The following is a 26,261-nucleotide window of genomic DNA, read 5'->3' on the forward strand; positions in this document are numbered from 1 at the left end:
CTCACCTCAGGCTCCTCGAGGTCTCACCCGGGCCCACGAGGCTCGAGTCGACAGGCAGCCGAAGGGCTGCACATCACGGACCGCACGGTCCACGGTACGAAGGAGCTGGAAGCCATGAAGGCACGCAACGTCTGGATCGTCAGCGGAGCACTCGGAGCGGTCGCGCTCGGGACCACGGTCGCGGCGGCGCAGGCGACGTTCGACGCGCCGGCCGACGGCGTCGTCTCGTCGGCCGTCACCGTGTCGCCCGAGGGTTCGCGCGGCGAGGCCACGGCCGCCACCCAGTCCGTCTCGCCGTCGCCGGCAGCGGTGCAGAACGGTACCTCGATCACCACGGTGACGGCCGGCTCGGTCGCCAGCGCCACCACGGCGCCGTCGACGCACACCCCGGGGTCGCCGGCCAGCCCGGTCTCGGCCATGAGCCCGGTGAGCCCGGTGTCCCCCCAGTCGGCCCAGAGCCCCCAGTCGGCCCAGAGCCCTCGGTCACCGCAGAGCCCGGCGTCGACGCCCTCCACCCCCTCGGCCCAGAGCGCCCAGTCCGCGCCCTCCGCCCCGTCGGCGGGCTGACGCAGGGCTCGCACCACCCCAGGGGGCGAGGACGGGAGACTCTTCACGCGGTCGTCAGACGGGAAGCGCAGGTCGCGCAGCGACCGTGAGCGCGACCGCGTGGAGAGTCTCCCGTCCTCGCCCGCACACCCTGCTGTCCGGGCACGGCGTCACGCCAGCCGGTACCCCATCCCGCGCACCGTGACGAACCGCTCGGCCCCGAGCTTGTTGCGCAGGTACCGCACGTACACGTCGACCACGTTCGAGCCGGGGTCGAAGTCGTAGCCCCACACCCGCGAGAGCAGCTGCTCGCGGCTGAGCACCTGCCCGGGGTTGCGCAGGAACGCCTCGGCGAGGGCGAACTCGCGTGCGGACAGGTCCACCTCGACGTCGCCGGCACGGGCACGTCGCGTGCGCAGGTCCAGGCTCAGGTCGCCGTGGTCGAGGACGGTCACCTCTCCGCCGGGATCGGCCCGCAGGCGCAGCCGGATGCGGGCCAGCAGCTCCTCGAAGCGGAACGGCTTGGGCATGTAGTCGTCGGCCCCGCCCTCGAGCCCGGCGACGGTGTCCGAGACGGAGGTCCGCGCCGTGAGGATGATGACCGGCAGGGTGACCTTGGCCTCGCGGAGGCGGCGCAGCACGGTGAACCCGTCCTGGTCGGGCAGGCCGAGATCGAGCACCAGCAGGTCGAACTCGCCCGACGCCGCGAGGTCGAACGCCTCGCGGGCCGTGTCCACGGTGGTGCTGGCGTAGCCGGCGGACCGCAGCCCCTTGGCGATGAACGAGGCGATGCGGGACTCGTCCTCGGCGACGAGGATCTGGCTCACGGGTGGTTCCTTCCGTCGGTCGGGAGCGTGATCGAGGGCTCAGCCGCGGGGGCCGCGGCCTCGGGGTGCACCGGCAGGTCGATGAGGAAGGTGGCGCCGCGGCCGGGGGCGGAGTCGACGGTGATCTTCCCCTGGTGGCCGGCGACGATGGCGGCGACGATCGCCAGACCGAGCCCGGACCCTTCGCGGCGGACCTCGCCGTGGTGCCCGCGGGCGAAGCGTTCGAAGATCGCCGCGGCGTCGTCCTCGGCGATGCCGACCCCCTCGTCGCGGACCCACAGCCGCACGCGGGTGCCGTCGTCGGAGGCGCGGGACCCGATCGCGACGGTGCTGCCGGGCTCGGAGAACTTCACGGCGTTCGCGGCGAGCTGCAGCCACGCCTGGGTGAGACGTTGCCCGTCGGCGAGGGCCGTGGTGTCGGTCCGCGCGTCGACGAGCCAGCGGCGCTCGCCGAGCGTGCGGGCCTTGTCGTGGACGTCGTCGGTGAGGCGACCGAGGTCGACGGGCGCCGGGCGGACGAAGTCGGGCTGGCCGACGGTCGCGAGGGTCACGAGGTCGTCGACGAGCCGGCGCATCCGGTCGAGCTCGTCGAGCGTGAGGTCGCGGGTCTCGGCGGCGTCGGCGGGGTCGTGCGGGTCCATGAGCTCGAGGTGTCCGCGCACGATCGTCAAGGGGGTGCGCAGCTCGTGCCCGACGTCGTCGAGGAGGCGCCGCTGGGCCTCGAAGGACGACTCGAGCCGCCCCAGCATGCCGTTGACGGCCTGGGTGAGCCGGGTGAGGTCGTCGTTGCCGGTCTCGGGGATGCGTGCGGACAGGTCGGTGTCCCCGATCTGCTGCGCTGTCGCGGCCAGGAGGCGGATCGGTCGCAGCAGTCGCCCGGCGACGAGCCAGCCGACCACGCCCGTGACGACGAGGGCGGCGAGGGCCACGAGCCCGTACGTGCGGAAGACGGCCTGTGTCTCGGCGTGCTCCGCCCGGCGGTCGTAGGCGAGGACGAGGGCAGCGGGTGCCTGCCCGGGATCGGAGACTGCGGCGGCCGACGTGACCGGGATGACGACGGCGCGGTAGTCGGTCGTCGCGGTGCGTACCAGGCGCAGCACCGCGTGGTCCTCGGTGACGAGGGGGGAGATCGCTCGGACGAACTCCGCGTCGCTCTCCAGGTGGACCGTGACCGACTGCTGGCTCACCAGGGGGCTCTGTCCCTCGCGCAGGCCGAGCACCCCTTCGTTCCGCGACGGGACGGTCAGCTGGATCGCGGCGACGACGACGTCCTCGGGGGACGCGAAGGGTTCCCCGGTGGCGGGGTTCACACCGGAGTCGGCCAGTGCCTTCAGCTCACCGACGTCCTGCCGCAGGTCGGCGTCGATCCGGGTGTCGACCTGCTGGTACGCCAGCCAGTAGGCCGTGCCGCCCGCGAGGGTGAGGGCGAGCGCCGTCAGGGCGAGCAGCGCGGCGAGGATGCGGGTGCGGACGGTGAGGCCGCGGGCCGGGTCGGCGAGGCGCGCCATCAGTCGTCCTCGTCATCGTCATCGTCATCGTCATCATCGTCATCATCGTCGTCGTCATCATCGTCGTCCCCGCTCGCGGGCGGGACGGGAGCGACCTCGCCGCCGCGGCCGTCGTCCTCGTCGTCCTCGTCGGAAGGGCTCGCGTCCGGCGACGGCGCCTCCGAAGTCGGTGAGGGACGCGGTGCGGGCGAGACGACGACGACGTCACCGACGTCGAGGTCCTCGGGCTCGTCGACCATCGCCGCCGCCACGCCGACACCACCGAGCAGGAGCAGGAGGCCCAGGGCCACCCACGGCAGCACGCGGCGTGTCGGTCGGGTCATGCGTGGATCATCCCGTGGTCCGATGAGACGCAGATGAGAGCGAGGTCGCAGCGCCGAGGTCGCCGTCGTCGTCGTCGGGCCCGGCCAGCCAGGAGTCGATGCCGGCCTGGAGGCGTCGCTGCGTGCCCTGCGAGGCGCGCGACGCCCGGACGGACGCGCGGGCGAGGTCGGCGAGCTCGGCGTCGCTGAACCCGTGCACGGTGCGCGCCGTCTCGTACTGCTCCACGAGGCGGGAGCCGAACAGCAGCGGGTCGTCGGCGCCGAGAGCGACCGTCGCCCCGGCGTCGACCAGTGCCCGCAACGGGACGTCGTGCTCGCGCTCGTAGACACCCAGGCTCACGTTGGACGCGGGGCACACCTCGAGCGCCACCCCCGACTCCACCAGTGACCCGAGCAGTGCGGGGTCCTCCACGGACCGGACCCCGTGGCCCAACCGGTCGGGAGCCAGCGCGCCGAGCACCTCCTGGACGTGGGCGGGGCCCAGGAGCTCGCCGCCGTGGGGCACCGAGGCGAGCCCCGCCCGGCGGGCGATGCGGAAGGCGTGCGCGAACTGCTCGGTGTCCCCGCGCCGTTCGTCGTTGCTCAGACCGAAGCCGACGACCTCGCCGGGACCGTCACCGGCGTACCGGGCGGCGAGCCTGGCCAGCGTGCGGGCGTCGAGGGGGTGCCGCATGCGGGAGGCGGCCACGACGACGGCGACCTCGACACCGTGCCGGGCGCTCGCGGCCCGTGCCTCGTCCAGCACGATCTCGACCGCAGGGGTGATGCCCCCGACGAACGGCGCGTACGACGTCGGGTCCACCTGGATCTCCAGGCGTCCCGAACCTTCGGCGGCGTCGTCCGCGGCGGCCTCGTCGACCAGTCGGCGCATGTCGGCCTCGGAGCGCACGCAGTGCCGTGCCGCGTCGTACAGCCGCTGGAACCGGAACCACCCGCGTTCGTCGGCCGGCACCCGCAGGGCGACACCGTCGGTGAGCGCGGACGGCAGCCCCATCCCGTGCTCGACGGACATCTCGCGCAGGGACGACAGTCGCAGCGAACCGGTGAAGTGCAGGTGCAGGTGGGCCTTCGGGAGCTTCGCCAGGTCACGCATCCGCTCAGTCTGGCACCCCTCAGGTGAGCCAGCCGCGCCGGCGTGCCACGGCCACGGCCGCTGTGCGGTCGTCCACCCCGAGCTTGGCGAAGGCGCGCAGGAGGTGCGTCTTCACGGTCGCCTCGGCGATGAACAGCTCTCGCCCGATCGCGACGTTCGACAACCCGCGCTCCACGAGCCGCAGCACCTCGGCCTCCCGCGGGGTCGGGCGCGCCTCCGCCGTGCGGACGGACGTCACCAGTCGCGTCGCCACCGACGGCGCCAGCACCGTCTCGCCGCGCGCCGCGGCCCGCACCCCGGCGACGAGCGTCGCCCGCGGCGTGTCCTTGAGCAGGTAGCCGGTGGCGCCGGCCTCGACCGCTCGCAGGATGTCGGCGTCCGTGTCGTAGGTGGTGAGCACGACGACGCGCGGCCCCGCGGGCGAGCCCCGGACGATCCGATCGGTCGCGCCGACGCCGTCGAGCACGGGCATCCGCAGGTCCATGAGCACGACGTCGGGGGTGAGCTCGCGGGCCAGGGCCACCGCCTGCTCGCCGTCGGGCGCCTCCCCGACGATCTCGACGTCGGGTTCGCCGGCCAGCATCCCGACGATGCCCGAGCGGACCACGGGATGGTCGTCGGCGACGAGGACGCGGATCGCCGTCACGACGGGACCACCGGCAGCCGGACCTGGAGCCGGGTTCCCCGGGTGGGTGCCGGACCGATCTCGAGCGCACCCCCGGCCGCTGCGGCGCGCTCGCGCATACCCGTCAGCCCGAAGCCCTCGGAGAACTGCGGGGGCAGCCCCCGGCCGTCGTCCGACACCTCGAGCTCGACGCCACCGTGGGGGTGGGTGAGCCGGACCGTGACGGCGGACGCCCCGGCATGCCGACGGACGTTCGTGAGCGCCTCCTGCGCCGCGCGCAGCAGGACGACGTCGGTCGTCGGGTCGACCGCACCGCCGTCGTCGGACGTGACGACCGGGCTCCCGACGTCGATCCGCACCGCGGTGCCCGTCTCGGCGGTGAACCGGTCCGCGAGGCGTCGCAGGGCCTCCGGCAGGGTCGAGCCCTGCAGCGGCACCGGCGCGAACGCCGCGACCAGTCCGCGTGCCTCGGCCAGGTTCTCCCTGCCGGTCGCCTCGATGAGGCCGAGCCGTTCGCGGGCGGTCGTCTCCTCGCCCCGGTCGAGCGCCGCCGAGGCGGCCTGCGCCTGCATCACGACACTCGTGAACCCCTGGGCGAGGGTGTCGTGGATCTCGCGGGCCATGCGCTCGCGCTCGGCGGCGACCCCTGCCGAGTGGTGCGTCTGTGCGAGCTGGGCCTGCGTGGCCCGGAGCTCGCGCAACAGCTGGGCCCGCTCGTCGGAGCGTCGCATCCAGGTCGCGGTCCAGAGCCCGAGCGTCAGCGCGAAGGCGAGGGCGACGGCCATCTGCGGTGCCGCCGCGAGCAGCCCCTGCGAGGAGAACCCCGCCTCGTAGGCGAGCCCGAACGTCGTGGCCACGGCCAGCGCCACGGACGCGAGGACGGCCCGGCGGGGAGGCTCGAGCAGCATCCAGAGCTGGGTGAACGCGCCGAACAGCAGGAAGGTCGCCAGGCCGCCCTGGGACACGGCGACAGCGGTCGCGACGACGAGCACCGGCACGTAGGTCAGGGCGCGGCGCTGGTCCCGCGACCGTGCCGCCGGGGCGCCCCAGGCCGTGTAGGCGGCGAGGATGGTCGCCATCGCCCCGTAGGCGACCCACAGCTCCCGGCCCGACTGACCGCTCAGGGGCAGGGCGACTGCGGTGAGCAGGACGATCGCGACGAAGGCGACGTCCCACCAGATCACCTGCCGGTCCCAGTCGTCGGTGTCGTCCGGCGGGTCGGCGACGAGGTCGGGAGCCTCCTGGTCAGCCGTCGTCACGGCGCCGCCACCGGAACGTGCGGACCCCGACCACGAGCGAGACGACCAGCCATGCGGCCAGTACAGCAGCCGTCGCACCGTGCTGCCAGGTGCCGGCCACCTCGAGCGCCTGGGCGTCGTCGGGCAGGAAGACCGATCGCATGCCCTGCGCCATCCACTTCAGCGGGAAGACCGAGGCCACCGTCTGCATCCAGGACGGCAGGGCGAAGAACGCGAAGAAGACCCCGGAGACGAACTGCAGCACCAGGACGACCGGGGTGACGACGGCGGTCGCGGACCTCCCGGACCGCGGCAGCGTGGAGAACGCCACCCCGCAGACCGTGCCCGTGGCGGTGCCGAGCACGAACACCCAGGCGAACGTCGCCCACGACGAGACGTCGGCCGGCATCGGCACGTCGTAGACCGTCGCGGCGAGCACGAGCAGCAGCGACGTCTGCACCACCGTGGTGAGCAGGACGAGCCCGATCTTGCCGTAGAAGTAGCTGAGCGCCGGCAGGGGCGTCGCGCGCAGGCGTTTGAGGGTGCCGTCGTCGCGCTCGACCGCGATGGAGATCGCCAGCGACTGGAAGCTCGTCAGCATGACGCCGGTCGCGACCATCCCCGGCAGGAAGTACTGCGCGAACGGCACGCCGTAGCCGTCTGCGCCCTGGTCCTGGCCGCTGAAGACCGTCGCGAAGATCGCCATCATGATGAGCGGGTAGGAGAAGATGAAGATCACCGCGTCGCGCTCGCGGAAGAACGCGCGCAGCTCGATGCCCGTCCGGTCGGCCCCGAGCCGTGCGGCGGACGGCAGGCGGGGGTGGGCCGCGGTCGCCGCCCGGTTCGTAGGTGCGGTGGCGCTCATCGCGCGACCTCCTCGGTGGTTGCTCCGACGAGCTCGAGGTACACGTCCTCGAGGCTCGGTCGTACGACCTGCAGCCCGGGTACCTCGCCGTCGGGTGCGGTGCTCGCAGCCAGCTCGTGGACCAGTCGCGTGGGACGGTCGGTGCGCTCGCTCCGGGTGCTGCCGTCGGCCCCGGTCCAGCGCACGACGGGGCGCCGGGCCTGCGGCCCGCCGAGCGCGTCGGGGGTGTCGAGGGCGACCAGGCGGCCGTCGCGCACGACCGCGACGCGGTCGGCGAGGTGTGCGGCCTCGTCGAGGTAGTGGGTGGTCAGCAGGATCGTCGTGCCACCGTCGCGCAGCGAGCGGACGAGCTCCCAGAACGAGCGACGGGCCTGGGGGTCGAAGCCGGTGGTCGGCTCGTCGAGGAAGAGCAGCTCGGGGCGGCCCACGATCCCGAGGGCGACGTCCAGCCGGCGACGCTGGCCGCCCGAGAGCTGGCGGGCGCGCGTGGACCCCTTCTCCCGCAGCCCGACGGCGTCGATCACCTCCTCGGGGTCCTGCCCGGCCGGGTAGAACCCGGCGAAGTGGTGCACGAGCTCGCGGACGGTCAGCTCGACCTGGTCGCGAGAGTCCTGCAGGACGACCCCGAGGCGGCTGCGCCAGGCGCGCCCGCCGGACGCCGGGTCCTGGCCGAGCACGGTGACCTCGCCCGCGTCCCGGCTGCGAAAACCCTCGAGGATCTCGACGGTGGTCGTCTTCCCCGCTCCGTTGGGGCCGAGGACGGCGAAGATCTCGCCCTGCTCGACACGAAGGTCGAGGCCGTCGACCGCCTGCTTGGTGCCGTAGCGCTTGCGCAGGCCGAGACCCTCGATGACGGGCGCGCCCTGGCGTCGTGGTGTGTCCATGGACCCACCCTGCTGCGGGCGTGGGTCCCGGCGGGACGACCGTCCGGTGGCACCTCGCGTCCACCGACCGGTGGACGTGGTTCGACCCACGGCGCCGCTTCGCGTACAGTTGTCCCTCGGTGGTTGACGGCCGCCATGCTGGACCGCGCCCTCGGGCGTGAGCCTGGTCGCCGTCGGGCACGAAGGGTAGTGGCGCAATTGGTAGCGCAGCGGTCTCCAAAACCGCAGGTTGCAGGTTCGAGTCCTGTCTACCCTGCCAGCGTGATCCCCCGCGGGGCCGCGCGCAGCGGGGCCATGCGACACGTGTGACCCGGAACGCCAGGAGTCTGTGCCGTGGGTGCGTCGCCGGCAGGCGGCGTGGCTGCGGTGTGATCGCGAAACGGGGTAGGTCGAAGTGAGCGAGTCGCCGGCTGAGGCCGCTGGGACGCACGACGCCGGAGCAGGCAAGGAGCGTCGCAATGTCTTTGCCCGCATCGCGCTGTTCGTCCGTCAGGTGGTGGGCGAGCTCCGCAAGGTGGTCACCCCGACCCGGTCGGAGCTGATCAACTACACGATCGTCGTGATCGTGTTCGTCACGGTGGCGATGCTGTTCGTCACCGCGCTCGACCTCGTCGTCGGCCAGGGTGCCGGCTGGCTCTTCGGGAACTGATCCCGACCAGCTGCCGGCCCGCCCGGGTCGCAACCCACATCCGAAGTCAGAAAGCAGGTTGGTTCGTGTCCCAGGATCCTCTGGAGCAGGCCGAGAACGTCGACCCCACGCAGCCCGACGCCCCCGGCGTCGAGGCTGACCTCGACGTGCCCGGGACCGAGGAGGACGCCGAGGCCGCGGCCGACGACGTCACCGACGCAGAGTCGGACGAGGACGCCGAGACCGCTGCTGACGACGTCACCGCGGAGATCGAGGACCCCGCCGAGGAGCTGAAGCGCACGCTGCGCGGACAGTTCGGCGACTGGTACGTCATCCACTCCTACGCCGGGTACGAGAACCGCGTGAAGGCCAACCTGGAGAACCGCATCCAGAGCCTGAACATGGAGGACTACATCTTCCAGGTCGAGGTCCCCATGGAGGAGGTGACCGAGATCAAGAACGCGCAGAAGAAGACCGTGCGCCGTGTCCGCATCCCCGGTTACGTCCTCGTGCGCATGGACCTCACCGACGAGTCGTGGGGCGCCGTGCGGCACACCCCGGGCGTCACGGGCTTCGTCGGCCACACCCACCAGCCCGTCCCGCTGTCGCTGGACGAGGTCTTCGGGATGCTGGCTCCGACCATGCTCGAGGAAGCGCCCGCCAAGCAGGCGACCGCCGGCGCCACCGGCGCGCAGGGCGCGTCCGCGCGTCCTTCCATCGAGGTCGACTTCGAGGTCGGCGAGTCGGTCACCGTCACGGACGGACCCTTCGACACGCTGCCCGCCACGATCTCCGAGATCAACGCCGAGGCCCAGAAGCTCAAGGTCCTCGTCACCATCTTCGGCCGGGAGACCCCGGTCGAGCTGTCGTTCAACCAGGTCGCCAAGATCTGACCGGGGTGCCGGGTCCCCGGCGCCTCGTGAACGGCTTCATGCAACCGGGTCATCGCCCACGGCGTCGGCCCTGACACAGGAAGGGGATGCACCATGCCTCCCAAGAAGAAGGTCTCCGGCCTCATCAAGCTCCAGATCCAGGCCGGGGCCGCGAACCCCGCCCCGCCGATCGGCCCCGCGCTGGGTCAGCACGGCGTGAACATCATGGAGTTCTGCAAGGCCTACAACGCGGCCACCGAGTCGCAGCGCGGCAACGTGGTCCCGGTGGAGATCACGGTCTACGAGGACCGCTCCTTCACCTTCATCACGAAGACCCCGCCGGCCGCGGAGCTCATCAAGAAGGCCGCCGGTGTCGCCAAGGGTTCGGCGACGCCGCACACGACCAAGGTCGCCCAGCTCACCCAGGACCAGGTCCGGGAGATCGCGGAGACCAAGATGCCGGACATCAACGCGAACGACATCGAGGCCGCGAAGAAGATCATCGCCGGCACCGCTCGTTCCATGGGCATCACCGTCGCGGAGTGACGGAGCGCAGGCGGAGGTAGGACGAGCACAGCGAGTCCTGCCGAAGCCGAGCGCGGTCGCTGCGCGACAGCAGGAACCGTCGCGCAGCGACACCTCAAGACCCGGCGACAGCCGCCGGGCACGTGGGAGGGTCTGCGCAGACCCGTCGACCACGACTGCAGAAGGAGAAGCAGATGGCACAGCGCAGCAAGGCGTACCGCGCCGCCGCGGCGAAGATCGACCGCGACAACCAGTACACGCCCCTCGAGGCCGTGAAGATCGCCAAGGAGACCGCCTCCACGAAGTCGGACGCGACCCTCGAGGTCGTCTTCCGTCTCGGCGTGGACCCGCGCAAGGCGGACCAGCTGGTCCGTGGCACGGTCAACCTGCCCCACGGCACGGGCAAGACGGCCCGCGTGATCGTCTTCGCCAACGGTCCGAAGGCGGAGGAGGCCATCGCGGCCGGTGCCGACGAGGTCGGCGGTGACGAGCTCATCGCGAAGGTCGCCGGTGGCTACACCGACTTCGACGCGGCCGTGGCCACGCCGGACCTCATGGGCAAGGTCGGTCGTCTCGGCAAGGTCCTCGGTCCTCGTGGCCTCATGCCGAACCCGAAGACCGGCACCGTGACCATGGACGTCACCAAGGCCGTGTCCGACATCAAGGGCGGCAAGATCGAGTTCCGCGTCGACAAGCACTCGAACCTCCACTTCATCATCGGCAAGGCCTCGTTCTCCGAGGAGCAGCTGGTGGAGAACTACGGTGCCGCCCTCGACGAGGTCCTGCGGCTCAAGCCGTCGTCCTCGAAGGGCCGCTACATCACGAAGGCGACGCTCGCGACGACGTTCGGTCCGGGGATCCCCCTCGACCAGTCGCGCACCACGCGCCTGATGGAGAGCTGAGACAGCTTCCCGCACCACGACGGCCCGGCACCCTCTCCGCGAGGGTGCCGGGCCCTCGTCGTCCCTGGAGCAGATCCGTACGCGGTGTATCAGCGAGCCGCGAGCGCCCTCCCTTCCTGGTGACAGCGCTGATCGTGCGGAGGGTGAAATCTCATGGGTGGACCCGGGGCGCGCCGCGGGGCGTACCACGGCGCCCTAGGCTCGTGGCAGACCTCCGAGGCGCCCCGCGCCTCGGAGCACGAGGCCGCGCGAGGAGAGATGACGAGTCCCGCTGAGACGGAGAGCCTGGGTGACCGCGCTGCGGCCGCCCTCGTCGGCTACCGCGAGGGCCACGCCGAGCTGATGAGCGAGTTCGTCCGCGAGGCGACGCCGATGCTGTGGCACACGGTGCGCGCCCAGGGTGTCCCGCGGGAGGTGGCCGACGACGTCGTGCAGCAGACCTGGGCCGCGCTCGTCGCGCACGTGGAGTCGATCACCGAGCCGCAGGCCACCCTCAAGTGGTTGCTGGTGACGGCCCGCCGTGCCGCGTGGGAGGCGGTGCGCAAGGGGCGTGCGGACGACCACCGGCGCACAGAGCTTCCGGACGACGACGCCGACACGGCTGCGACGCTGCCGGACACGGCGCCCGGCCCGGAGGCCGAGGTGCTGCGCGACGAGCGTGACCGGATGCTGTGGACCGCCCTGCAGCAGCTCCCGGGCCGTTGCCAGGAGCTGCTGCGTCTGGTGTCCCTCGCCGACCGTCCGGACTACCGCTCCATCTCCGCCGCGATCGGCATGCCGGTGGGGAGCATCGGCGCCACCCGGGGACGGTGCCTCGCCAAGCTGCGGGCCGTCCTCACCGAGCAGGGGGAGACCTCATGGACATGACCGACCTCGACGGCGTCGTGGGCGCCGACGACCCGCTGGACGCCTCGGACGTCGCCCTGCTGGAGCGGGTGGCGGAGCTCAGCGGCCGGGTGGACCCCGTCCCGGAAGGGCTCGTGGAGCGGTCGCGCTTCGCCATGACGCTGGCGGGCCTGGAGTCGGAGGTGATGGAGCTCATGGTGCTCGAGGCGCCGGCCGGCACGGTGCGCAGCGATGCGCCACCCCTGGAGACCCGCACCATCACCTTCACGCACGAACGCCTCACGGTGATGATCGCCCTGTCACCCGGTGACGAGCCACGGACCGTGCGGGTCGACGGCTGGCTCGCCCCCGCAGAGACGTTGACGGTCGTGCTGCGCCGTCCGGACGGCGACCACCGCACCACCGCCGACGACGACGGCCGGTTCGTCCTGGAGAACGTCCCGCGCGGCCTGGCCAGCCTGCTCGTCGAGCAGGACGACCTCCCCATCACGACGCCCGTCATCGAGCTGTAGACCCGAGCACCCTGTCTGACCTGCGGGCGCGAGCGTGCCCGACACCGAGGAGGAGCACGTGAGCGAGACGACCATCTCCGACGCCGCCGGAGGCCGCCGCCCCGTGCGTCACCTGGACCCGGACCGGGTCCGCCGCAGCCCGGGCGCCTCGCGGGTCGCGGAGACCACCTACGTCGCGGACCGGCTCATCGTCCGTGGGCCGCTGCCGGCGGGTCTGCGAGGGCAGGTCGCCGAGGCGGTTCCGGCGCTCGTCGCGGGGGGCGGCAGCGCACAGGCCGGCCTGGACCCGTGGCCCGAGGACGACGAGCCGCAGACGTGGATCGACGGGGTACGACGCATCGCCACGGAGATGGGCTACCGGGTCGTCTACGACGGCACGCTGGGAGACCTCGCGGTCGACGACGTCGACGACGAGACGTTCGGGTACGCGCTGCGCCTGGTCCCGCTGCGCGACGACGACGTCGAGGTGGACGCCTGGCAGGTCCTCGAGCGGATCGCCGGGGAGCTCGGCGAGCTGGACGCTCGCGACGACGGCGACGAGGGGGAGGAGCGGACGCCGCGCGTGGGCCTCGATCATGTGATGCGGGCGCAGCGCCACCGGTCGACGCCGATGCCCTTCGTCCCCGTCGCTCGTGCTCGCAGCACCCCCTTGCCGTACAGCGCCGTCGACGAGTACGGGCGTCCCGGGACGGGCGGGCTGACGCCTGTGCGCTATCTCGGCGGTGCACCGCGTCGTGAGCTCGCCGACGGTCCGACGCCGTGGGCGGCCGCGGACGGCACACGGAGGCCGGTCGTGGCGATCGTCGACACCGGGGTCGGGTCGCACCCGTGGTTCGGCGAGTACGACCCGCACGATCCCCAGGACAGCCCGGTCGTCGTGCGGACCGCCTCCCTCGACGGTCGGCCGGTGGGGCTGTTCCCTGTGTCCCGGTTCGACTCCGAGGACGCTGAGTTCGGCGGCCTCAGCGTCGACCCGCTGACGGGCCCTCTGGACCCGGTGGCGGGGCACGGCACCTTCATGGCCGGAGTCGTCCACCAGGTCTGCCCGGACGCGGTGCTCATGGCCGTCCGCGCCTTCGGAGGTTCGGGCGACATCCCGGAGTGGCAGGTGCTCCACACCCTGTGGAGGTTGCTGCGCTACCACCGGCGAGGACTGGCCGGCAGGGACGGCTACCACCAGGTCGACGTGGTGGTGCTGGCGATGGGTTACTACCACGAGCAGCCGGTGGACTACGGGTACGACGGGCCTCTGCGGCGGGTGCTGCGCGAGCTGCGCCGTGCCGGTGTCGTCGTGGTCACCGCGGCAGGGAACGACGGGACCACGAGGCCCCTGTTCCCGGCCGCGTGGGCACCTCGCCTGGAGCACCGGGAGAACGGCCCGGCCCCGGTCGACGACCACCAGCTCTCATCGACGTACCCGCCCCTCCTGGTCGCCGGGGCCACCAACCCGGACGGCACGATCGCGGTCTTCAGCAACGACGGCCCGTGGGTCACCTGCGTCCGGCCGGGGGCCGCCGTCGTCTCCACGATGCCGACGACGCTGGACGGGCCGGAGACCCCGGAAGCCCGAGTGGCCGAGCGGCTGAGACCCGGGGTCCGGGCAACGGTCGACCCGGACGACTTCACCGGGGGGTACGCCACATGGAGCGGGACGTCGTTCTCGGCGCCGTACCTGGCTGCCCAGATCGCCGCGGCACGTCTGGGACGGGCCCGGGCCGACGGGGATCTCGCGGCGGCGACGTGGGATGCTGTCGCGCAGGCGACGGGCCTCGGCCCTGTCGGGAGCAGCGCGTCCGGCTAGGAGGAGGCAGGGATCGACAAGGCGGCGTACGACGCGCGTCTCCGCGAGGCGCAAGAGCTCAACGCGGCCTCGCAGGTCCGGCGGGCCTCGCGTGCCTACCAGGCACTCCTGCGCGACGTCCTGCCGCTGGAAGCCTCGATCCACGGCGACTGGGTCGTCGAGATGCGTGTCCGCGCACTGATCGGTGAGGCGTCGTGCGTCTACGGGCTGACCGGTGACCTGGCCGGCGCGCGGAGGCTGATCGGTGAGGCGCTCGCCGCCGCACAGGTGCCTGCGCTGGCCGCTGTCGTGCACGCCCAGGACGGGCTGCTGCTGCTGAGGTCCGGCGACGCCGTCGCGGCGGCGCGGACCTTCGACCGCGCACTGTCGACCGCCGATCCCGAGAACCATCGGGACCTTGCCGTGGTGCACATCAACCGGGGGGCCGCGGCAGGTGAGATGGGTGATCTCGACGCGGACCTCCGCCATCACGAGCTGGCGTTGCATCACGCGCGTCGCGCCGGGCACGACCTGTATGCGGCCTTCGCGCTCTTCAACCTGGGCTTCGGGAACTACCTGCGAGGTGACATCCCCGCGGCCCTGAACCAGATGGAGGAGGCGGCCGCGCTCCAGCCCGGCGGACCTGACGGCTGGTCGGAGGTGGGCCGTGCGGCGGTCCTGCTCGATGCGGGCCTGGTCACCGACGCCGAGAAGGTGCTGGCCGGCGCGGTCGACCTGCTGACGTCCGAGGACCTGACCGGGGAGCGGGGCGACGCCGCGCTCGGCCGGGCACAGTGCGCGATCCTGCTGAGGAGGTACGACGAGGCCGTCCGGTGGGCCGACAGGTCGCGCCGCGCGTTCCTCCTGGTCAGGAACGAGGCCTGGGCGCTGCGCGCCAGCGCGGTCGGGCTCGAGGCACTGCTGGCGGCGGACCGGGACGGAAGGCCCTCCCGCCGTGCGACCCGGCGCGCTCGTCGGGAACGGTCGTTGGCGCTCGCGGGTGACGCCGAACGTCGCGGACGGGGTGCGGGCGCTGTCGTCGCGGTGACGGGCAGGCTGCTCGCCGTCGAGTGGTCCCTGCTGGCCGGGGACGTCGGTCGTGCCGGAGAGATCGCCGGGACCCTGCCTCCGCGCCTGAGCGCTGACAACCCGCTCCCGCTGCGGGTGCACCACCAGTCCGTGCTGGCGCAGGTGGCCTTCGCGCGGGCCGATCGGCGTGCCGGGCTGCGTGCCGTGCGCCGTGGGCAGGAGATCCTGGCCGACCACCGGGCGCGTGTCGGGTCGGTCGAGGCGGTGGCTGCGGCGGCGGCGCACGGTGGCCGGCTCGCACGGGTGGACGTGGAGGCAGCGCTCGCCACCGGGCGGGCCCGCGCCGTGTTCGACGCCACCGAACGAGGCCGCGCGGCGTTCGCGGGTGCGGCCCGGGTGCGTCCGCCCGACGACCCCGAGCTCGCCGACCTCCTGACCCGCGCCCGGCGAGCCGGCGAGGAGGCTCGCGAGCTGGGTGCCAGCCCGGACCCCGCCGACCGGAAGGTCGGTGCTCGGCGGGAGCTCGAGTCGCGCAAGCTCCAGGAGCGTGCCCGGCGTCGCTCCTGGCGGCTTGCCGGAGCGGGGGAGAGGATGCCGACGGCGGCGACGGCGTCGGCCGTGGTCGAGCGTCTCCGGTGCGTCGCACCCGACGCCGTGCTCGTCTCCTACCTGCTCACCGACCGCGTCACGGCTCTCCGCGTCGCGTCCGACGGCGTCCGCTCGTCCGAGCTGTGCCCCGCTCCCGAGGTGCTGGAGCTGGCCCGCCGCGTGGGTCAGGACCTCCAGGTCCTCGCGAACCGGCTCATCCCCGCGCCGTTGCGGGAGATCGCGGCGACGTCCGCCCGACGGTCTCTCGCCCGGATCGACACGCTGCTGCTGGAGCCGCTCGGCGTCGGCGGGACGCTGCACGTCGCGGCTCGGGGTGCGCTGCTGGGGATCCCCTGGGCTGCGATGCCCTCCCGGGCCGGCCACGGGACCTGGGTCAACTCGTGGGCCGACCTCGGTTCCGTCGGTCGGCCTGCGGGCGTCGACCGGGCGGTCGTCGTCGCCGGTCCGGGACTCGTGGCCGCAGAGGAGGAGGCCCGTCTGGTGGCGGAGGTGTGGGACGACGTCCAGGTGCTCACCGGGCCGGAGGCGACCTGCGCCGCCACGACGAGGGCATGGGTCGGCGCGGGGGTGGTCCATCTCGCCGCTCACGGGACGCACGAGCCGGACAACCCGTTGTTCTCCTCCGTCCGCCTCGCGGACGGTGCCCTGTACGCGCACGAGCTGGACGGTGCGGACCTGCGAGGGGCCGTCGTCGTCCTCTCGGCGTGCGAGGTCGGACGGTCCTCGTCGCGGATCGGTGGCGAGCCGCTCGGCCTGACGAGCGTGCTGCTGCGGCTGGGCGCCCGTGCCGTCGTCGCCGCCGTCGCACCGTTGCGTGACGACGTCGCGGCACGGGTGATGCCACGGCTGCACCGGGAGCTGCGCGACGGGGCGGACGCCGCGACCGCCCTGGCTCGTGCCGTCCGGCCCGAGCCCGAACCGGTCCCGCTGGTCTGCTTCGGTCCGCTGTGACGCGCGCCTCCCTCCCCGGGGTGCCGTGACGCCGCCGTCGTCGTGTAGGGTTCTCGGGTAACCCAAGACCGCCGGTCGTCAGATACTGCCCGGAGCTTGCTCCGAACGGTTGAAGACCGAAGTCCCGCGAAGAGCGGGGTCCTGCGCAGGTGACACGACGACGATCCACAGTCCTGCTGTGAGCTCCGAGCCCCGTGCGCCTGCGCCGGGGCTCTTTCTCTTTCCCGGGGTGACCGGTGGCTCCACCACCGGAAGGATTGCCATGGCGAGGCCGGACAAGGCAGCCGCCGTCGCGGAGATCGCGGACAAGTTCCGTGAGACCAACGCGGCCGTGCTGACCGAGTACCGCGGGCTCACCGTCACGCAGCTCCAGGAGCTGCGACGGTCGCTGCGCGGCAACGCAACCTACGCCGTGGTGAAGAACACGCTGACGACGATCGCGGCCAAGGAGGCGGGTGTCGAGGGTCTCGACGCCGACCTCAAGGGCCCCTCTGCGATCGCGTTCGTGACCGGGGACCCGGTCGAGGCCGCCAAGGGCCTGCGTGACTTCGCCAAGGCGAACCCTGCACTGGTCATCAAGGGCGGTGTCCTCGACGGGAACCCGCTGACCGCTGCGGAGATCACCCAGCTCGCGGACCTCGAGTCCCGCGAGGTTCTCCTGGCCAAGGTGGCTGGTGGGCTGAAGGCCACGCTGACGCGTGCTGCCTACGCCTTCTCGGCCAAGCCTGCCCAGGTCGCCCGAGTCATCGATGCCCTGCGTCAGAAGCAGGACTCGGAGGGCGTCGCCGCCTGACCTGGCGGACGCCCTGACACACAACCCCCTGCTTCTGGCGGGCCGGACGGCCCGCGAAGCGCTGATTGAAAGGAACGCCACATCATGGCGAAGCTCAGCACCGACGAGCTCCTGTCCGCCTTCGAGGAGCTCACCCTCATCGAGCTCTCCGAGTTCGTGAAGGCCTTCGAGGAGAAGTTCGACGTCACCGCCGCTGCTCCGGTCGCGGTTGCTGCCGCGGGCGGCGCCGCTGGTGGCGCCGAGGCCGAGGCTGCCGAGGAGCAGTCCGAGTTCGACGTCATCCTCGAGTCGGCCGGCGACAAGAAGATCCAGGTCATCAAGGAGGTGCGCGCGCTCACGTCCCTCGGTCTCAAGGAGGCCAAGGACCTGGTCGACGGCGCGCCGAAGCCGGTCGTCGAGGGCGTCGACAAGGACGCTGCCGAGAAGGCCAAGGAGGCGCTCGAGGGCGCCGGCGCCACCGTCACCCTCAAGTGAGCACCGCGGCCTGAGCCGCACTCACGGGTGGCACCGCGACCTGCGTCGCGGCGCCTGATCCGCACGAAGGCCCGTCCCCTCTCCGGGGGCGGGCCTTCGTGCTGTCCGGGCCTGTCCGTGGCGAGGTCCGTTCATGGGGAAACTGTGAGGAGGCGGGGGAGTGTGAGCAAGGGCTCCGTTCTCTGCCTGGCAACCTCGCCTGTCGGGCGGTAACGTCGGTGGGTACCGTTTCTTGGGCGGCATATGGCGGCCACCGAGACAACGTCCTCACAACCGACGAAGCCGAGGACGTCTGCTCGCGCGCCCTCGCGGGTGGACACGTCACTCGGCTTCGGCTACGCTAGCGCTTTGCGCTCGCCTGTGCCCTGACGCCCTTTCCCGCTGTCGTCGTCCCGCCCGCTGAGATCACCGTGGTCACCCTCGGTCCCCTCGCGGCGCGGCCCTTCGCCTGCGGCTCGGCGCCCCGTCGCAGCACGAGCGTACAGCGTGCCATCGAACTGCAGGGAAGGACCCCTCTTGGCTGCCTCGCGCACCCCTTCTGCTCCGTCCGCCGACGCCATCGCGAACCGCACCGCCTCCCGCCGCGTCTCCTTCGCCCGGATCCACGAGCCGCTCCAGGCGCCCGACCTGCTCGGGCTCCAGGTCGAGAGCTTCGACTGGCTCCTGGGCAACGAGGCCTGGCAGGCCCGGGTCGAGGCCGCGCTCGAGTCCGGTCGCCACGACGTCCCGGACGCCTCCGGTCTGGAGGAGATCTTCGAGGAGATCTCCCCGATCGAGGACTTCGGACAGTCGATGTCCCTCTCCTTCTCCAACCACCGCTTCGAGCCGCCGAAGTACACGGTGGACGAGTGCAAGGAGAAGGACTTCACCTACGCGGCGCCGCTGTTCGTCACGGCCGAGTTCGTCAACTACACCACCGGTGAGATCAAGAGCCAGACGGTGTTCATGGGCGACTTCCCGCTCATGACCGACCGGGGCACCTTCGTCATCAACGGCACCGAGCGCGTCGTCGTCTCGCAGCTCGTGCGGTCCCCGGGCGTCTACTTCGAGCGGACCCCGGACAAGACCAGCGACAAGGACGTCTACTCCGCGAAGATCATCCCCTCGCGCGGCGCCTGGCTGGAGTTCGAGATCGACAAGCGCGACGCCGTCGGCGTGCGCGTCGACCGCAAGCGCAAGCAGCCGGTCACCGTCCTGCTCAAGGCGCTCGGCCTGACGGAGTCGGAGATCCGCGAGGAGTTCGCCGACTTCCCCACGATCCTGGACACGCTCGAGAAGGACCACGTCCACACCCAGGACGAGGCCCTGGTCGACCTGTACCGCAAGATCCGTCCGGGCGAGCCGCCCACGGTCGAGGCCGGCCGCGCCCTCGTCGAGAACTTCTACTTCAACCCGAAGCGCTACGACCTCGCGAAGGTCGGCCGCTACAAGCTGAACAAGAAGGTCGGTGTCACCGCCGAGCTCAGCGAGAGCACGCTGGCGGTCAACGACGTCGTCGCGACGATCAAGTACCTGGCCGCGCTGCACGCCGACAAGACCACCATCGACGGCACCCGCGACGGCGAGCCCTACGAGGTCCGCGTCGAGACCGACGACATCGACCACTTCGGCAACCGTCGCATCCGTGCGGTCGGTGAGCTCATCCAGAACCAGGTCCGCACCGGTCTGTCCCGCATGGAGCGCGTCGTCCGCGAGCGCATGACCACGCAGGACGTCGAGGCGATCACGCCGCAGACGCTGATCAACATCCGACCGGTCGTGGCATCGATCCGCGAGTTCTTCGGCACCTCGCAGCTGTCGCAGTTCATGGACCAGAACAACCCCCTGGCGGGTCTGACGCACAAGCGTCGTCTGTCCGCGCTGGGCCCCGGTGGTCTGTCCCGCGACCGTGCCGGCATGGAGGTCCGTGACGTCCACCCGTCGCACTACGGCCGCATGTGCCCGATCGAGACCCCTGAGGGCCCGAACATCGGTCTGATCGGCTCGCTCGCCTCGTTCGGCCGCATCAACCCGTTCGGGTTCATCGAGACCCCGTACCGCAAGGTCGTCAACGGCCGCGTCACGGACGAGGTCGTGTACCTCACCGCCGACGACGAGGACCGTCACGTCATCGCCCAGGCGAACACGGCGCTGAACGACGACGGTTCCTTCGCGCTCGACCGGGTCCTGGTGCGGACCAAGGGCGGCGAGACGGACGACATCCTGGCCTCCGACGTCGACTACATGGACGTCTCCCCGCGCCAGATGGTGTCCGTGGCGACCGCGCTCATCCCGTTCCTCGAGCACGACGACGCGAACCGCGCGCTCATGGGTGCCAACATGCAGCGCCAGGCCGTGCCGCTGGTGCGGTCCGAGGCCCCGCTCGTCGGTACCGGCATGGAGCGTCGTGCCGCCGTCGACGCCGGTGACGTCATCGTCGCCTCCAAGGCCGGTGTGGTCACGCAGGTCTCGGCAGACCTCATCACCGTCGCCAACGACGACGCGACGACCACGACGTACCGCGTGGCGAAGTTCCGCCGCTCGAACCAGGGCACGAGCTACAACCAGCGCGTGCTGGTCGACGACGGCCAGCGGGTCGAGGTCGGCTCGGTGCTCGCCGACGGTCCGGCGACCGACGAGGGCGACCTCGCGCTCGGCCGCAACCTGCTCGTGGCGTTCATGTCGTGGGAGGGCCACAACTACGAGGACGCGATCATCCTGTCGCAGCGCCTCGTGGAGGACGACGTCCTGTCTTCGATCCACATCGAGGAGCACGAGGTCGACGCCCGCGACACCAAGCTCGGGCCCGAGGAGATCACCCGGGACATCCCGAACGTCTCCGAGGAGGTGCTGGCGGACCTCGACGAGCGCGGGATCATCCGCATCGGTGCCGAGGTCGGCGCCGGCGACGTGCTGGTCGGCAAGGTCACGCCCAAGGGCGAGACGGAGCTGACCCCGGAGGAGCGCCTGCTGCGCGCCATCTTCGGCGAGAAGGCCCGCGAGGTCCGCGACACGTCCCTCAAGGTGCCCCACGGCGAGTCCGGCACGGTCATCGGCGTGCGCGAGTTCAACCGGGAGGACGGCGACGAGCTGCCCGCCGGCGTGAACCAGCTCGTGCGGGTCTACATCGCCAACCGCCGCAAGATCACGGTCGGTGACAAGCTCGCCGGCCGCCACGGCAACAAGGGCGTCATCTCCAAGATCCTCCCGCAGGAGGACATGCCGTTCCTGCCCGACGGCACGCCGGTCGACATCGTCCTGAACCCGCTGGGTGTTCCGGGCCGCATGAACGTCGGTCAGGTTCTCGAGACCCACCTGGGCTGGGTCGCCAGCCGAGGCTGGGACGTCGAGCTCGCCGAGGGCGACGACCTGCAGTGGCGCGAGAAGCTCCCCGAGCACGCCAAGCGCTCCGAGCCGGGCGTGCCGGTGGCGACACCGGTGTTCGACGGCCTGGAGGAGGACGCACTGCGCGGTCTGATCTCCACGACGTTGCCGAACCGCGACGGGGACCGCATGGTCGGCCTCGACGGCAAGGCGCCGTTGTTCGACGGTCGGTCCGGCGAGCCGTTCCCGGACCCGGTGGCGGTCGGCTACATGTACATCCTCAAGCTGCACCACCTGGTGGACGACAAGATCCACGCACGGTCGACCGGCCCGTACTCGATGATCACCCAGCAGCCGCTCGGTGGTAAGGCGCAGTTCGGTGGTCAGCGGTTCGGCGAGATGGAGGTCTGGGCGCTCGAGGCCTACGGGGCCGCGTACACGCTCCAGGAGCTCCTCACCATCAAGTCCGACGACATCCCCGGCCGTGTCAAGGTCTACGAGGCGATCGTCAAGGGCGAGAACATCCCCGACTCGGGCATCCCGGAGTCCTTCAAGGTCCTCCTCAAGGAGATGCAGTCGCTCTGCCTGAACGTCGAGGTGCTCTCGAGCGACGGCGTCCAGATCGAGATGAAGGAGTCGGACGACGAGGTCTACCGCGCAGCGGAGGAGCTCGGCATCGACCTGTCCCGCCGTCCGAACTCGGCGACCACGGTCGACGAGATCTGATCCAGCGACCGGCTGAACGACGGAACATCCGAAAAGTTTTGAGGAAGTAGGACATCTTGCTCGACGTCAATGTCTTCGACGAGCTGCGTATCGGCCTGGCCAGGGCCGATGACATCCGTGCCTGGTCGCACGGCGAGGTGAAGAAGCCCGAGACCATCAACTACCGCACCCTGAAGCCGGAGAAGGACGGGCTCTTCTGCGAGAAGATCTTCGGCCCCACCCGGGACTGGGAGTGCTACTGCGGCAAGTACAAGCGGGTGCGCTTCAAGGGCATCATCTGCGAGCGCTGCGGTGTCGAGGTCACGCGGTCCAAGGTGCGCCGTGAGCGCATGGGCCACATCGAGCTCGCCGCCCCGGTGACGCACATCTGGTTCTTCAAGGGTGTGCCCTCGCGACTCGGCTACCTGCTCGACCTGGCACCGAAGGACCTGGAGAAGGTCATCTACTTCGCGGCCTACATGATCACGTGGGTCGACGACGAGGCCCGCCAGGAAGACCTCCCGAACCTCCAGAACGAGATCGACCTGGAGAAGAAGGAGATCAGCGACCGGCGCGACAACGACATCAACGTCCGCGCCCAGAAGCTCGAGGCCGACCTGGCCGAGCTCGAGGCCGAGGGTGCCAAGGCCGACGCGCGTCGCAAGGTCCGTGACTCGGCCGAGCGCGAGATGGCTCAGCTGCGCAAGCGTGCCGACGCGGAGCTCGACCGCCTGGAGCAGGTCTGGGACCGCTTCAAGAACCTCAAGGTCGCCGACCTCGAGGGCGACGAGATGCTGTACCGCCAGCTCGTCGACCGCTACGGCACCTACTTCGAGGGCTCGATGGGCGCCGCGGCGATCCAGAAGCGTCTGGAGAGCTTCGACCTGGAGGCCGAGGCGGAGACGCTCCGTGAGCTGATCCGCAGCGGCAAGGGGCAGCGCAAGACCCGCGCGCTCAAGCGCCTCAAGGTCGTCAACGCGTTCCTGACGACGACGAACTCGCCGTCCGCCATGGTGCTCGACGCCGTGCCGGTCATCCCGCCGGACCTGCGCCCGATGGTGCAGCTGGACGGTGGCCGCTTCGCGACGTCGGACCTCAACGACCTGTACCGCCGCGTCATCAACCGCAACAACCGCCTCAAGCGGCTGCTCGACCTGGGCGCGCCGGAGATCATCGTCAACAACGAGAAGCGGATGCTGCAGGAGGCCGTCGACTCGCTGTTCGACAACGGTCGCCGTGGTCGCCCGGTCACCGGGCCGGGCAACCGCCCGCTGAAGTCGATCTCCGACATGCTCAAGGGCAAGCAGGGGCGGTTCCGCCAGAACCTGCTCGGCAAGCGTGTCGACTACTCCGGCCGTTCGGTCATCGTGGTCGGCCCGCAGCTCAAGCTGCACCAGTGCGGCCTGCCGAAGCAGATGGCGCTGGAGCTGTTCAAGCCGTTCGTCATGAAGCGGCTCGTGGAGCTCAACCACGCGCAGAACATCAAGTCGGCCAAGCGCATGGTCGAGCGCACGCGCGCCGTGGTGTGGGACGTCCTCGAAGAGGTCATCACCGAGCACCCGGTGCTGCTCAACCGTGCACCGACGCTGCACCGCCTGGGCATCCAGGCCTTCGAGCCGCAGCTCGTCGAGGGCAAGGCCATCCACCTGCACCCGCTCGTCTGCGGCGCGTTCAACGCCGACTTCGACGGTGACCAGATGGCGGTCCACCTGCCCCTGAGCGCGGAGGCGCAGGCCGAGGCCCGCATCCTCATGCTCTCGAGCAACAACATCCTCAAGCCGTCGGACGGCCGTCCGGTGACCATGCCCTCGCAGGACATGATCATCGGTCTGCACCACCTGACGGCGGACCGCCCGGGTGCCAAGGGCGAGGGCCGCGTGTTCTCGTCCCAGGCCGAGGCGATCATGGCCTTCGACCGTGGCGAGCTCGACATCAACGCCGAGATCACGGTGCGGATGTCGGACCTCGTACCGCCGCTGCGCGGCTTCGAGGCCCCCGAGGGCTGGGAGCAGGGGCAGCCGCTGCTGTTCTCCACGACGCTCGGCCGGACCCTCTTCAACGAGGCGCTGCCCGTCGACTACCCGTTCCAGAACGAGATCGTCGGCAAGAAGGAGCTCTCGACGATCGTCAACGACCTGGCGGAGCGCTACCCGAAGGTCGACGTGGCGACGTCGCTCGACGCGCTGAAGGACGCCGGCTACAAGTGGGCCACCCGCTCGGGCGTGACGATCTCGATCACCGACGTCGCGATGCCGGTCGAGAAGAACGAGATCCTCGACGAGCACGAGGCGCGGGCGCTCAAGGTGCAGGGCCAGTACGAGAAGGGTCTGATCACCGACGACGAGCGCCGTCAGGAGCTCATCGAGATCTGGACGCAGGCGACCGACAAGATCGCCGGCGTCATGCGCGAGCACCTCGAGAACGACGAGCGCAACACCCTGTACCGCATGGTCTCCTCGGGGGCCCGTGGTAACTGGATGCAGGTCCGTCAGATCGCCGGTATGCGTGGCCTCGTGGCGAACCCGAAGGGCGAGATCATCCCGCGCCCGATCAAGTCGAACTACCGTGAGGGTCTGTCCGTCCTCGAGTACTTCATCGCCTCCCACGGTGCTCGTAAGGGCCTCGCGGACACGGCGCTGCGGACGGCGGACTCCGGCTACCTGACGCGTCGTCTGGTCGACGTCTCGCAGGACGTCATCATCCGCGAGGAGGACTGCGGCACCGAACGCGGCCTCCCGCTGCCCGTGGGTGAGCGCATCGGTGACCAGTTGGTGCCGCACCCCCGGGTGGAGACGTCGATCTACTCGCGGACCTTCGCCACGGACGTCGTGGCGAAGGACGGCACGGTCATCGCCGAGGCCGGCTCCGACGCGGGCGACATCATCATCGGCAAGGTGCTCGAGGCCGGGATCGAGGAGGTCAAGGTCCGTTCGGTCCTGACCTGCGAGTCTCGGGTCGGTACGTGCGCGAAGTGCTACGGCCGATCCCTGGCGACGGGCAAGCTCGTGGACATCGGCGAGGCCGTGGGCATCATCGCGGCGCAGTCGATCGGTGAGCCGGGAACCCAGCTCACGATGCGTACCTTCCACACCGGTGGTGTGGCCTCCGCGGAGGACATCACGCAGGGTCTGCCCCGTGTCACCGAGCTCTTCGAGGCCCGCACCCCCAAGGGTGAGGCCCCGATCGCGGAGTACACGGGACGGGTCACCATCGAGGACACCGAGCGCACCCGTCACCTGGTGCTCACGCCGGACGACGGGGGCGAGGAGATCCGCTACCCCGTGACCAAGCGTGCCCGTCTGCTGATCGCGGACGGCGACCACGTCACGGTCGGGACCCAGATGGTGCAGGGTGCGGTCGACCCGAAGAAGGTGCTGCGCATCCTCGGCCCGCGTGCCACGCAGAAGCAGCTCGTGGACGCGGTGCAGGAGACGTACCGCTCGCAGGGCGTGGACATCCACGACAAGCACATCGAGGTCATCGTGCGGCAGATGCTGCGTCGCGTGACCGTGCTCGACGCCGGAGACGCCGCCCTGCTGCCGGGTGAGCTCGCCGAGCGCACCCGCTTCGAGGACGCGAACCGCAAGGCCGTGGCGGAGGGTGGCCAGCCGGCTGCCGGCCGTCCCGAGCTGATGGGTATCACGAAGGCCTCGCTCGCCACCGACTCGTGGCTCTCGGCCGCCTCCTTCCAGGAGACGACCCGGGTGCTCACCGAGGCGGCGATGAGCGGTCGTCGGGACCCGCTGCTGGGCCTCAAGGAGAACGTCATCATCGGTAAGCTCATCCCCGCCGGTACGGGCCTGCCCCGCTACCGGAACATCGAGGTCGAGCCGACCGAGCAGGCGAAGGCCGAGCTCTACCCGAGCTTCGGCTACGACGAGATCGACTTCCCGACGCTCGGCATGGGCTCGGGCGAGGCGATCCCGCTGGAGGACCTGGACTTCGGCGACTTCCGCTGATCTCGTTCGGCACGGGGTAGGGGAAGACCCCCGCCGATCCGGTCGCGTTCACGGGCGCTGCGCGCCCTCCACTTCGGGAACGCGGACGACCGGATCGACGGGGGTCTTCCCCTACCCCTTTGTCGTGTCCTCGCGGAAGGGTCGCAGGGACGACGACGGCGGTGCCGGCGGTGCCTCGGTGCGGTTTCGTCAGGGCGGGGGCGACGGACGTCACAGGGCGGCCGTCGTCTCGTCCTTTGACCACGCTTGCTTCCGCAGGTAGCCTAGGAAGCCGTGCCCGTGCCGTCGCGCCGTGCATCCGTCAGTACTCCGGGACCTGTGTCCGGGAACTGTGCGGAGGCGCCGTTGATGCGTGCACGAGCATCCCGGGGTGACCGCTCGACCCGTTCCGTCAGGACGGGGAGCGGACCCGGGCCATCGAGCCGGTGGTAAGTGGCGTTGCGGTCCGTGAGGATCGCGGGTGC

Annotated in this window: 21 protein-coding genes and 1 tRNA gene; 13 read left to right on the plus strand and 9 right to left on the minus strand. The window is 71.2% G+C overall.

Annotated elements, in window-relative coordinates; genetic code table 11:
- Positions 1-23: 23 nt before the first annotated feature.
- The 9 genes from HDG69_RS03820 to HDG69_RS03860 all read right to left on the minus strand — a co-directional run bounded on the left by HDG69_RS03820 (position 24) and on the right by HDG69_RS03860 (position 7,909).
- Positions 24-614: a hypothetical protein gene (locus HDG69_RS03820; RefSeq protein WP_171782425.1), complete on the minus strand. Its 591-nt coding sequence runs from the start codon at positions 612-614 to the stop codon at positions 24-26.
- A 102-nt stretch (positions 615-716) separates the two neighbouring features.
- Entirely contained in the window at positions 717-1,373 is a 657-nt protein-coding gene (locus tag HDG69_RS03825; RefSeq protein WP_171782426.1) for a response regulator, read from the minus strand.
- Positions 1,370-2,881, minus strand: coding sequence for a sensor histidine kinase (locus HDG69_RS03830; RefSeq protein ID WP_171782427.1), 1,512 nt, complete (start codon positions 2,879-2,881; stop codon positions 1,370-1,372). The genes HDG69_RS03825 and HDG69_RS03830 overlap by 4 nt, the downstream gene beginning before the upstream one ends.
- Positions 2,881-3,204 carry a hypothetical protein gene (locus HDG69_RS03835; RefSeq protein ID WP_171781748.1) on the minus strand — a complete coding sequence of 108 codons (324 nt, stop codon included), beginning with the start codon at positions 3,202-3,204 and terminating at the stop codon, positions 2,881-2,883. Before HDG69_RS03835 ends, HDG69_RS03830 begins: the two co-directional genes overlap by 1 nt.
- Before the next feature lie 7 nt (positions 3,205-3,211).
- Entirely contained in the window at positions 3,212-4,297 is a 1,086-nt protein-coding gene (locus HDG69_RS03840) for an adenosine deaminase (protein WP_171782428.1), read from the minus strand.
- 19 nt (positions 4,298-4,316) lie between these two features.
- Positions 4,317-4,880 carry a response regulator gene (locus HDG69_RS03845; protein ID WP_246256180.1) on the minus strand — a complete coding sequence of 188 codons (564 nt, stop codon included), beginning with the start codon at positions 4,878-4,880 and terminating at the stop codon, positions 4,317-4,319.
- Between the two features lie 59 nt (positions 4,881-4,939).
- Positions 4,940-6,181 (minus strand): histidine kinase, encoded by a 1,242-nt coding sequence (locus HDG69_RS19520; protein ID WP_171782430.1) that lies wholly within the window; start codon positions 6,179-6,181, stop codon positions 4,940-4,942.
- Positions 6,168-7,025 (minus strand): ABC transporter permease, encoded by an 858-nt coding sequence (locus HDG69_RS03855; protein WP_171782431.1) that lies wholly within the window; start codon positions 7,023-7,025, stop codon positions 6,168-6,170. Before HDG69_RS03855 ends, HDG69_RS19520 begins: the two co-directional genes overlap by 14 nt.
- The gene (locus HDG69_RS03860; RefSeq protein WP_171782432.1) at positions 7,022-7,909 is read right to left on the minus strand and encodes an ABC transporter ATP-binding protein; all 888 of its coding nucleotides are present in this window, start codon (positions 7,907-7,909) and stop codon (positions 7,022-7,024) included. Before HDG69_RS03860 ends, HDG69_RS03855 begins: the two co-directional genes overlap by 4 nt.
- Positions 7,910-8,092: 183 nt before the next feature.
- On the opposite strand from HDG69_RS03860, the gene HDG69_RS03865 reads away from it, so the two are divergent.
- The 13 genes from HDG69_RS03865 to HDG69_RS03925 all read left to right on the plus strand — a co-directional run bounded on the left by HDG69_RS03865 (position 8,093) and on the right by HDG69_RS03925 (position 25,797).
- Positions 8,093-8,168 (plus strand) — tRNA-Trp (locus tag HDG69_RS03865).
- A 135-nt stretch (positions 8,169-8,303) separates the two neighbouring features.
- The gene (gene secE / locus HDG69_RS03870) at positions 8,304-8,558 is read left to right on the plus strand and encodes a preprotein translocase subunit SecE (RefSeq protein ID WP_171782433.1); all 255 of its coding nucleotides are present in this window, start codon (positions 8,304-8,306) and stop codon (positions 8,556-8,558) included.
- A 65-nt stretch (positions 8,559-8,623) separates the two neighbouring features.
- Complete coding sequence (gene nusG, locus HDG69_RS03875) at positions 8,624-9,430, plus strand: transcription termination/antitermination protein NusG (RefSeq protein ID WP_171782434.1); 807 nt, start codon at positions 8,624-8,626, stop codon at positions 9,428-9,430.
- A gap of 93 nt (positions 9,431-9,523) precedes the next feature.
- On the plus strand, positions 9,524-9,955 hold the full coding sequence (rplK, locus tag HDG69_RS03880; RefSeq protein ID WP_171782435.1) for a 50S ribosomal protein L11: 432 nt from the start codon (positions 9,524-9,526) through the stop codon (positions 9,953-9,955).
- 173 nt (positions 9,956-10,128) lie between these two features.
- On the plus strand, positions 10,129-10,836 hold the full coding sequence (gene rplA, locus HDG69_RS03885) for a 50S ribosomal protein L1 (protein WP_171782436.1): 708 nt from the start codon (positions 10,129-10,131) through the stop codon (positions 10,834-10,836).
- A 258-nt stretch (positions 10,837-11,094) separates the two neighbouring features.
- Positions 11,095-11,703, plus strand: a complete 609-nt coding sequence (locus HDG69_RS03890; RefSeq protein ID WP_246255975.1) for an RNA polymerase sigma factor — start codon at positions 11,095-11,097, stop codon at positions 11,701-11,703.
- Positions 11,694-12,194 (plus strand): hypothetical protein, encoded by a 501-nt coding sequence (locus HDG69_RS03895; protein ID WP_171782438.1) that lies wholly within the window; start codon positions 11,694-11,696, stop codon positions 12,192-12,194. The genes HDG69_RS03890 and HDG69_RS03895 overlap by 10 nt, the downstream gene beginning before the upstream one ends.
- Positions 12,195-12,252: 58 nt before the next feature.
- Positions 12,253-13,995, plus strand: coding sequence for a S8 family serine peptidase (locus HDG69_RS03900; RefSeq protein ID WP_171782439.1), 1,743 nt, complete (start codon positions 12,253-12,255; stop codon positions 13,993-13,995).
- A gap of 162 nt (positions 13,996-14,157) precedes the next feature.
- Positions 14,158-16,563, plus strand: coding sequence for a CHAT domain-containing protein (locus tag HDG69_RS03905; protein ID WP_171782440.1), 2,406 nt, complete (start codon positions 14,158-14,160; stop codon positions 16,561-16,563).
- A gap of 262 nt (positions 16,564-16,825) precedes the next feature.
- A complete protein-coding gene (gene rplJ / locus HDG69_RS03910) occupies positions 16,826-17,356 on the plus strand; it encodes a 50S ribosomal protein L10 (RefSeq protein WP_171782441.1) in 531 nt (176 codons plus the stop codon).
- An 84-nt stretch (positions 17,357-17,440) separates the two neighbouring features.
- Positions 17,441-17,830 carry a 50S ribosomal protein L7/L12 gene (rplL, locus tag HDG69_RS03915; RefSeq protein ID WP_171782442.1) on the plus strand — a complete coding sequence of 130 codons (390 nt, stop codon included), beginning with the start codon at positions 17,441-17,443 and terminating at the stop codon, positions 17,828-17,830.
- Positions 17,831-18,346: 516 nt separating this feature from the next.
- Positions 18,347-21,859, plus strand: coding sequence for a DNA-directed RNA polymerase subunit beta (gene rpoB / locus HDG69_RS03920; RefSeq protein ID WP_171782443.1), 3,513 nt, complete (start codon positions 18,347-18,349; stop codon positions 21,857-21,859).
- A 56-nt stretch (positions 21,860-21,915) separates the two neighbouring features.
- Positions 21,916-25,797: a DNA-directed RNA polymerase subunit beta' gene (locus tag HDG69_RS03925; RefSeq protein WP_171782444.1), complete on the plus strand. Its 3,882-nt coding sequence runs from the start codon at positions 21,916-21,918 to the stop codon at positions 25,795-25,797.
- Positions 25,798-26,261: the final 464 nt, after the last annotated feature.

This window comes from Isoptericola halotolerans, from assembly GCF_013149785.1.
Classification (GTDB): domain Bacteria; phylum Actinomycetota; class Actinomycetes; order Actinomycetales; family Cellulomonadaceae; genus Isoptericola; species Isoptericola halotolerans.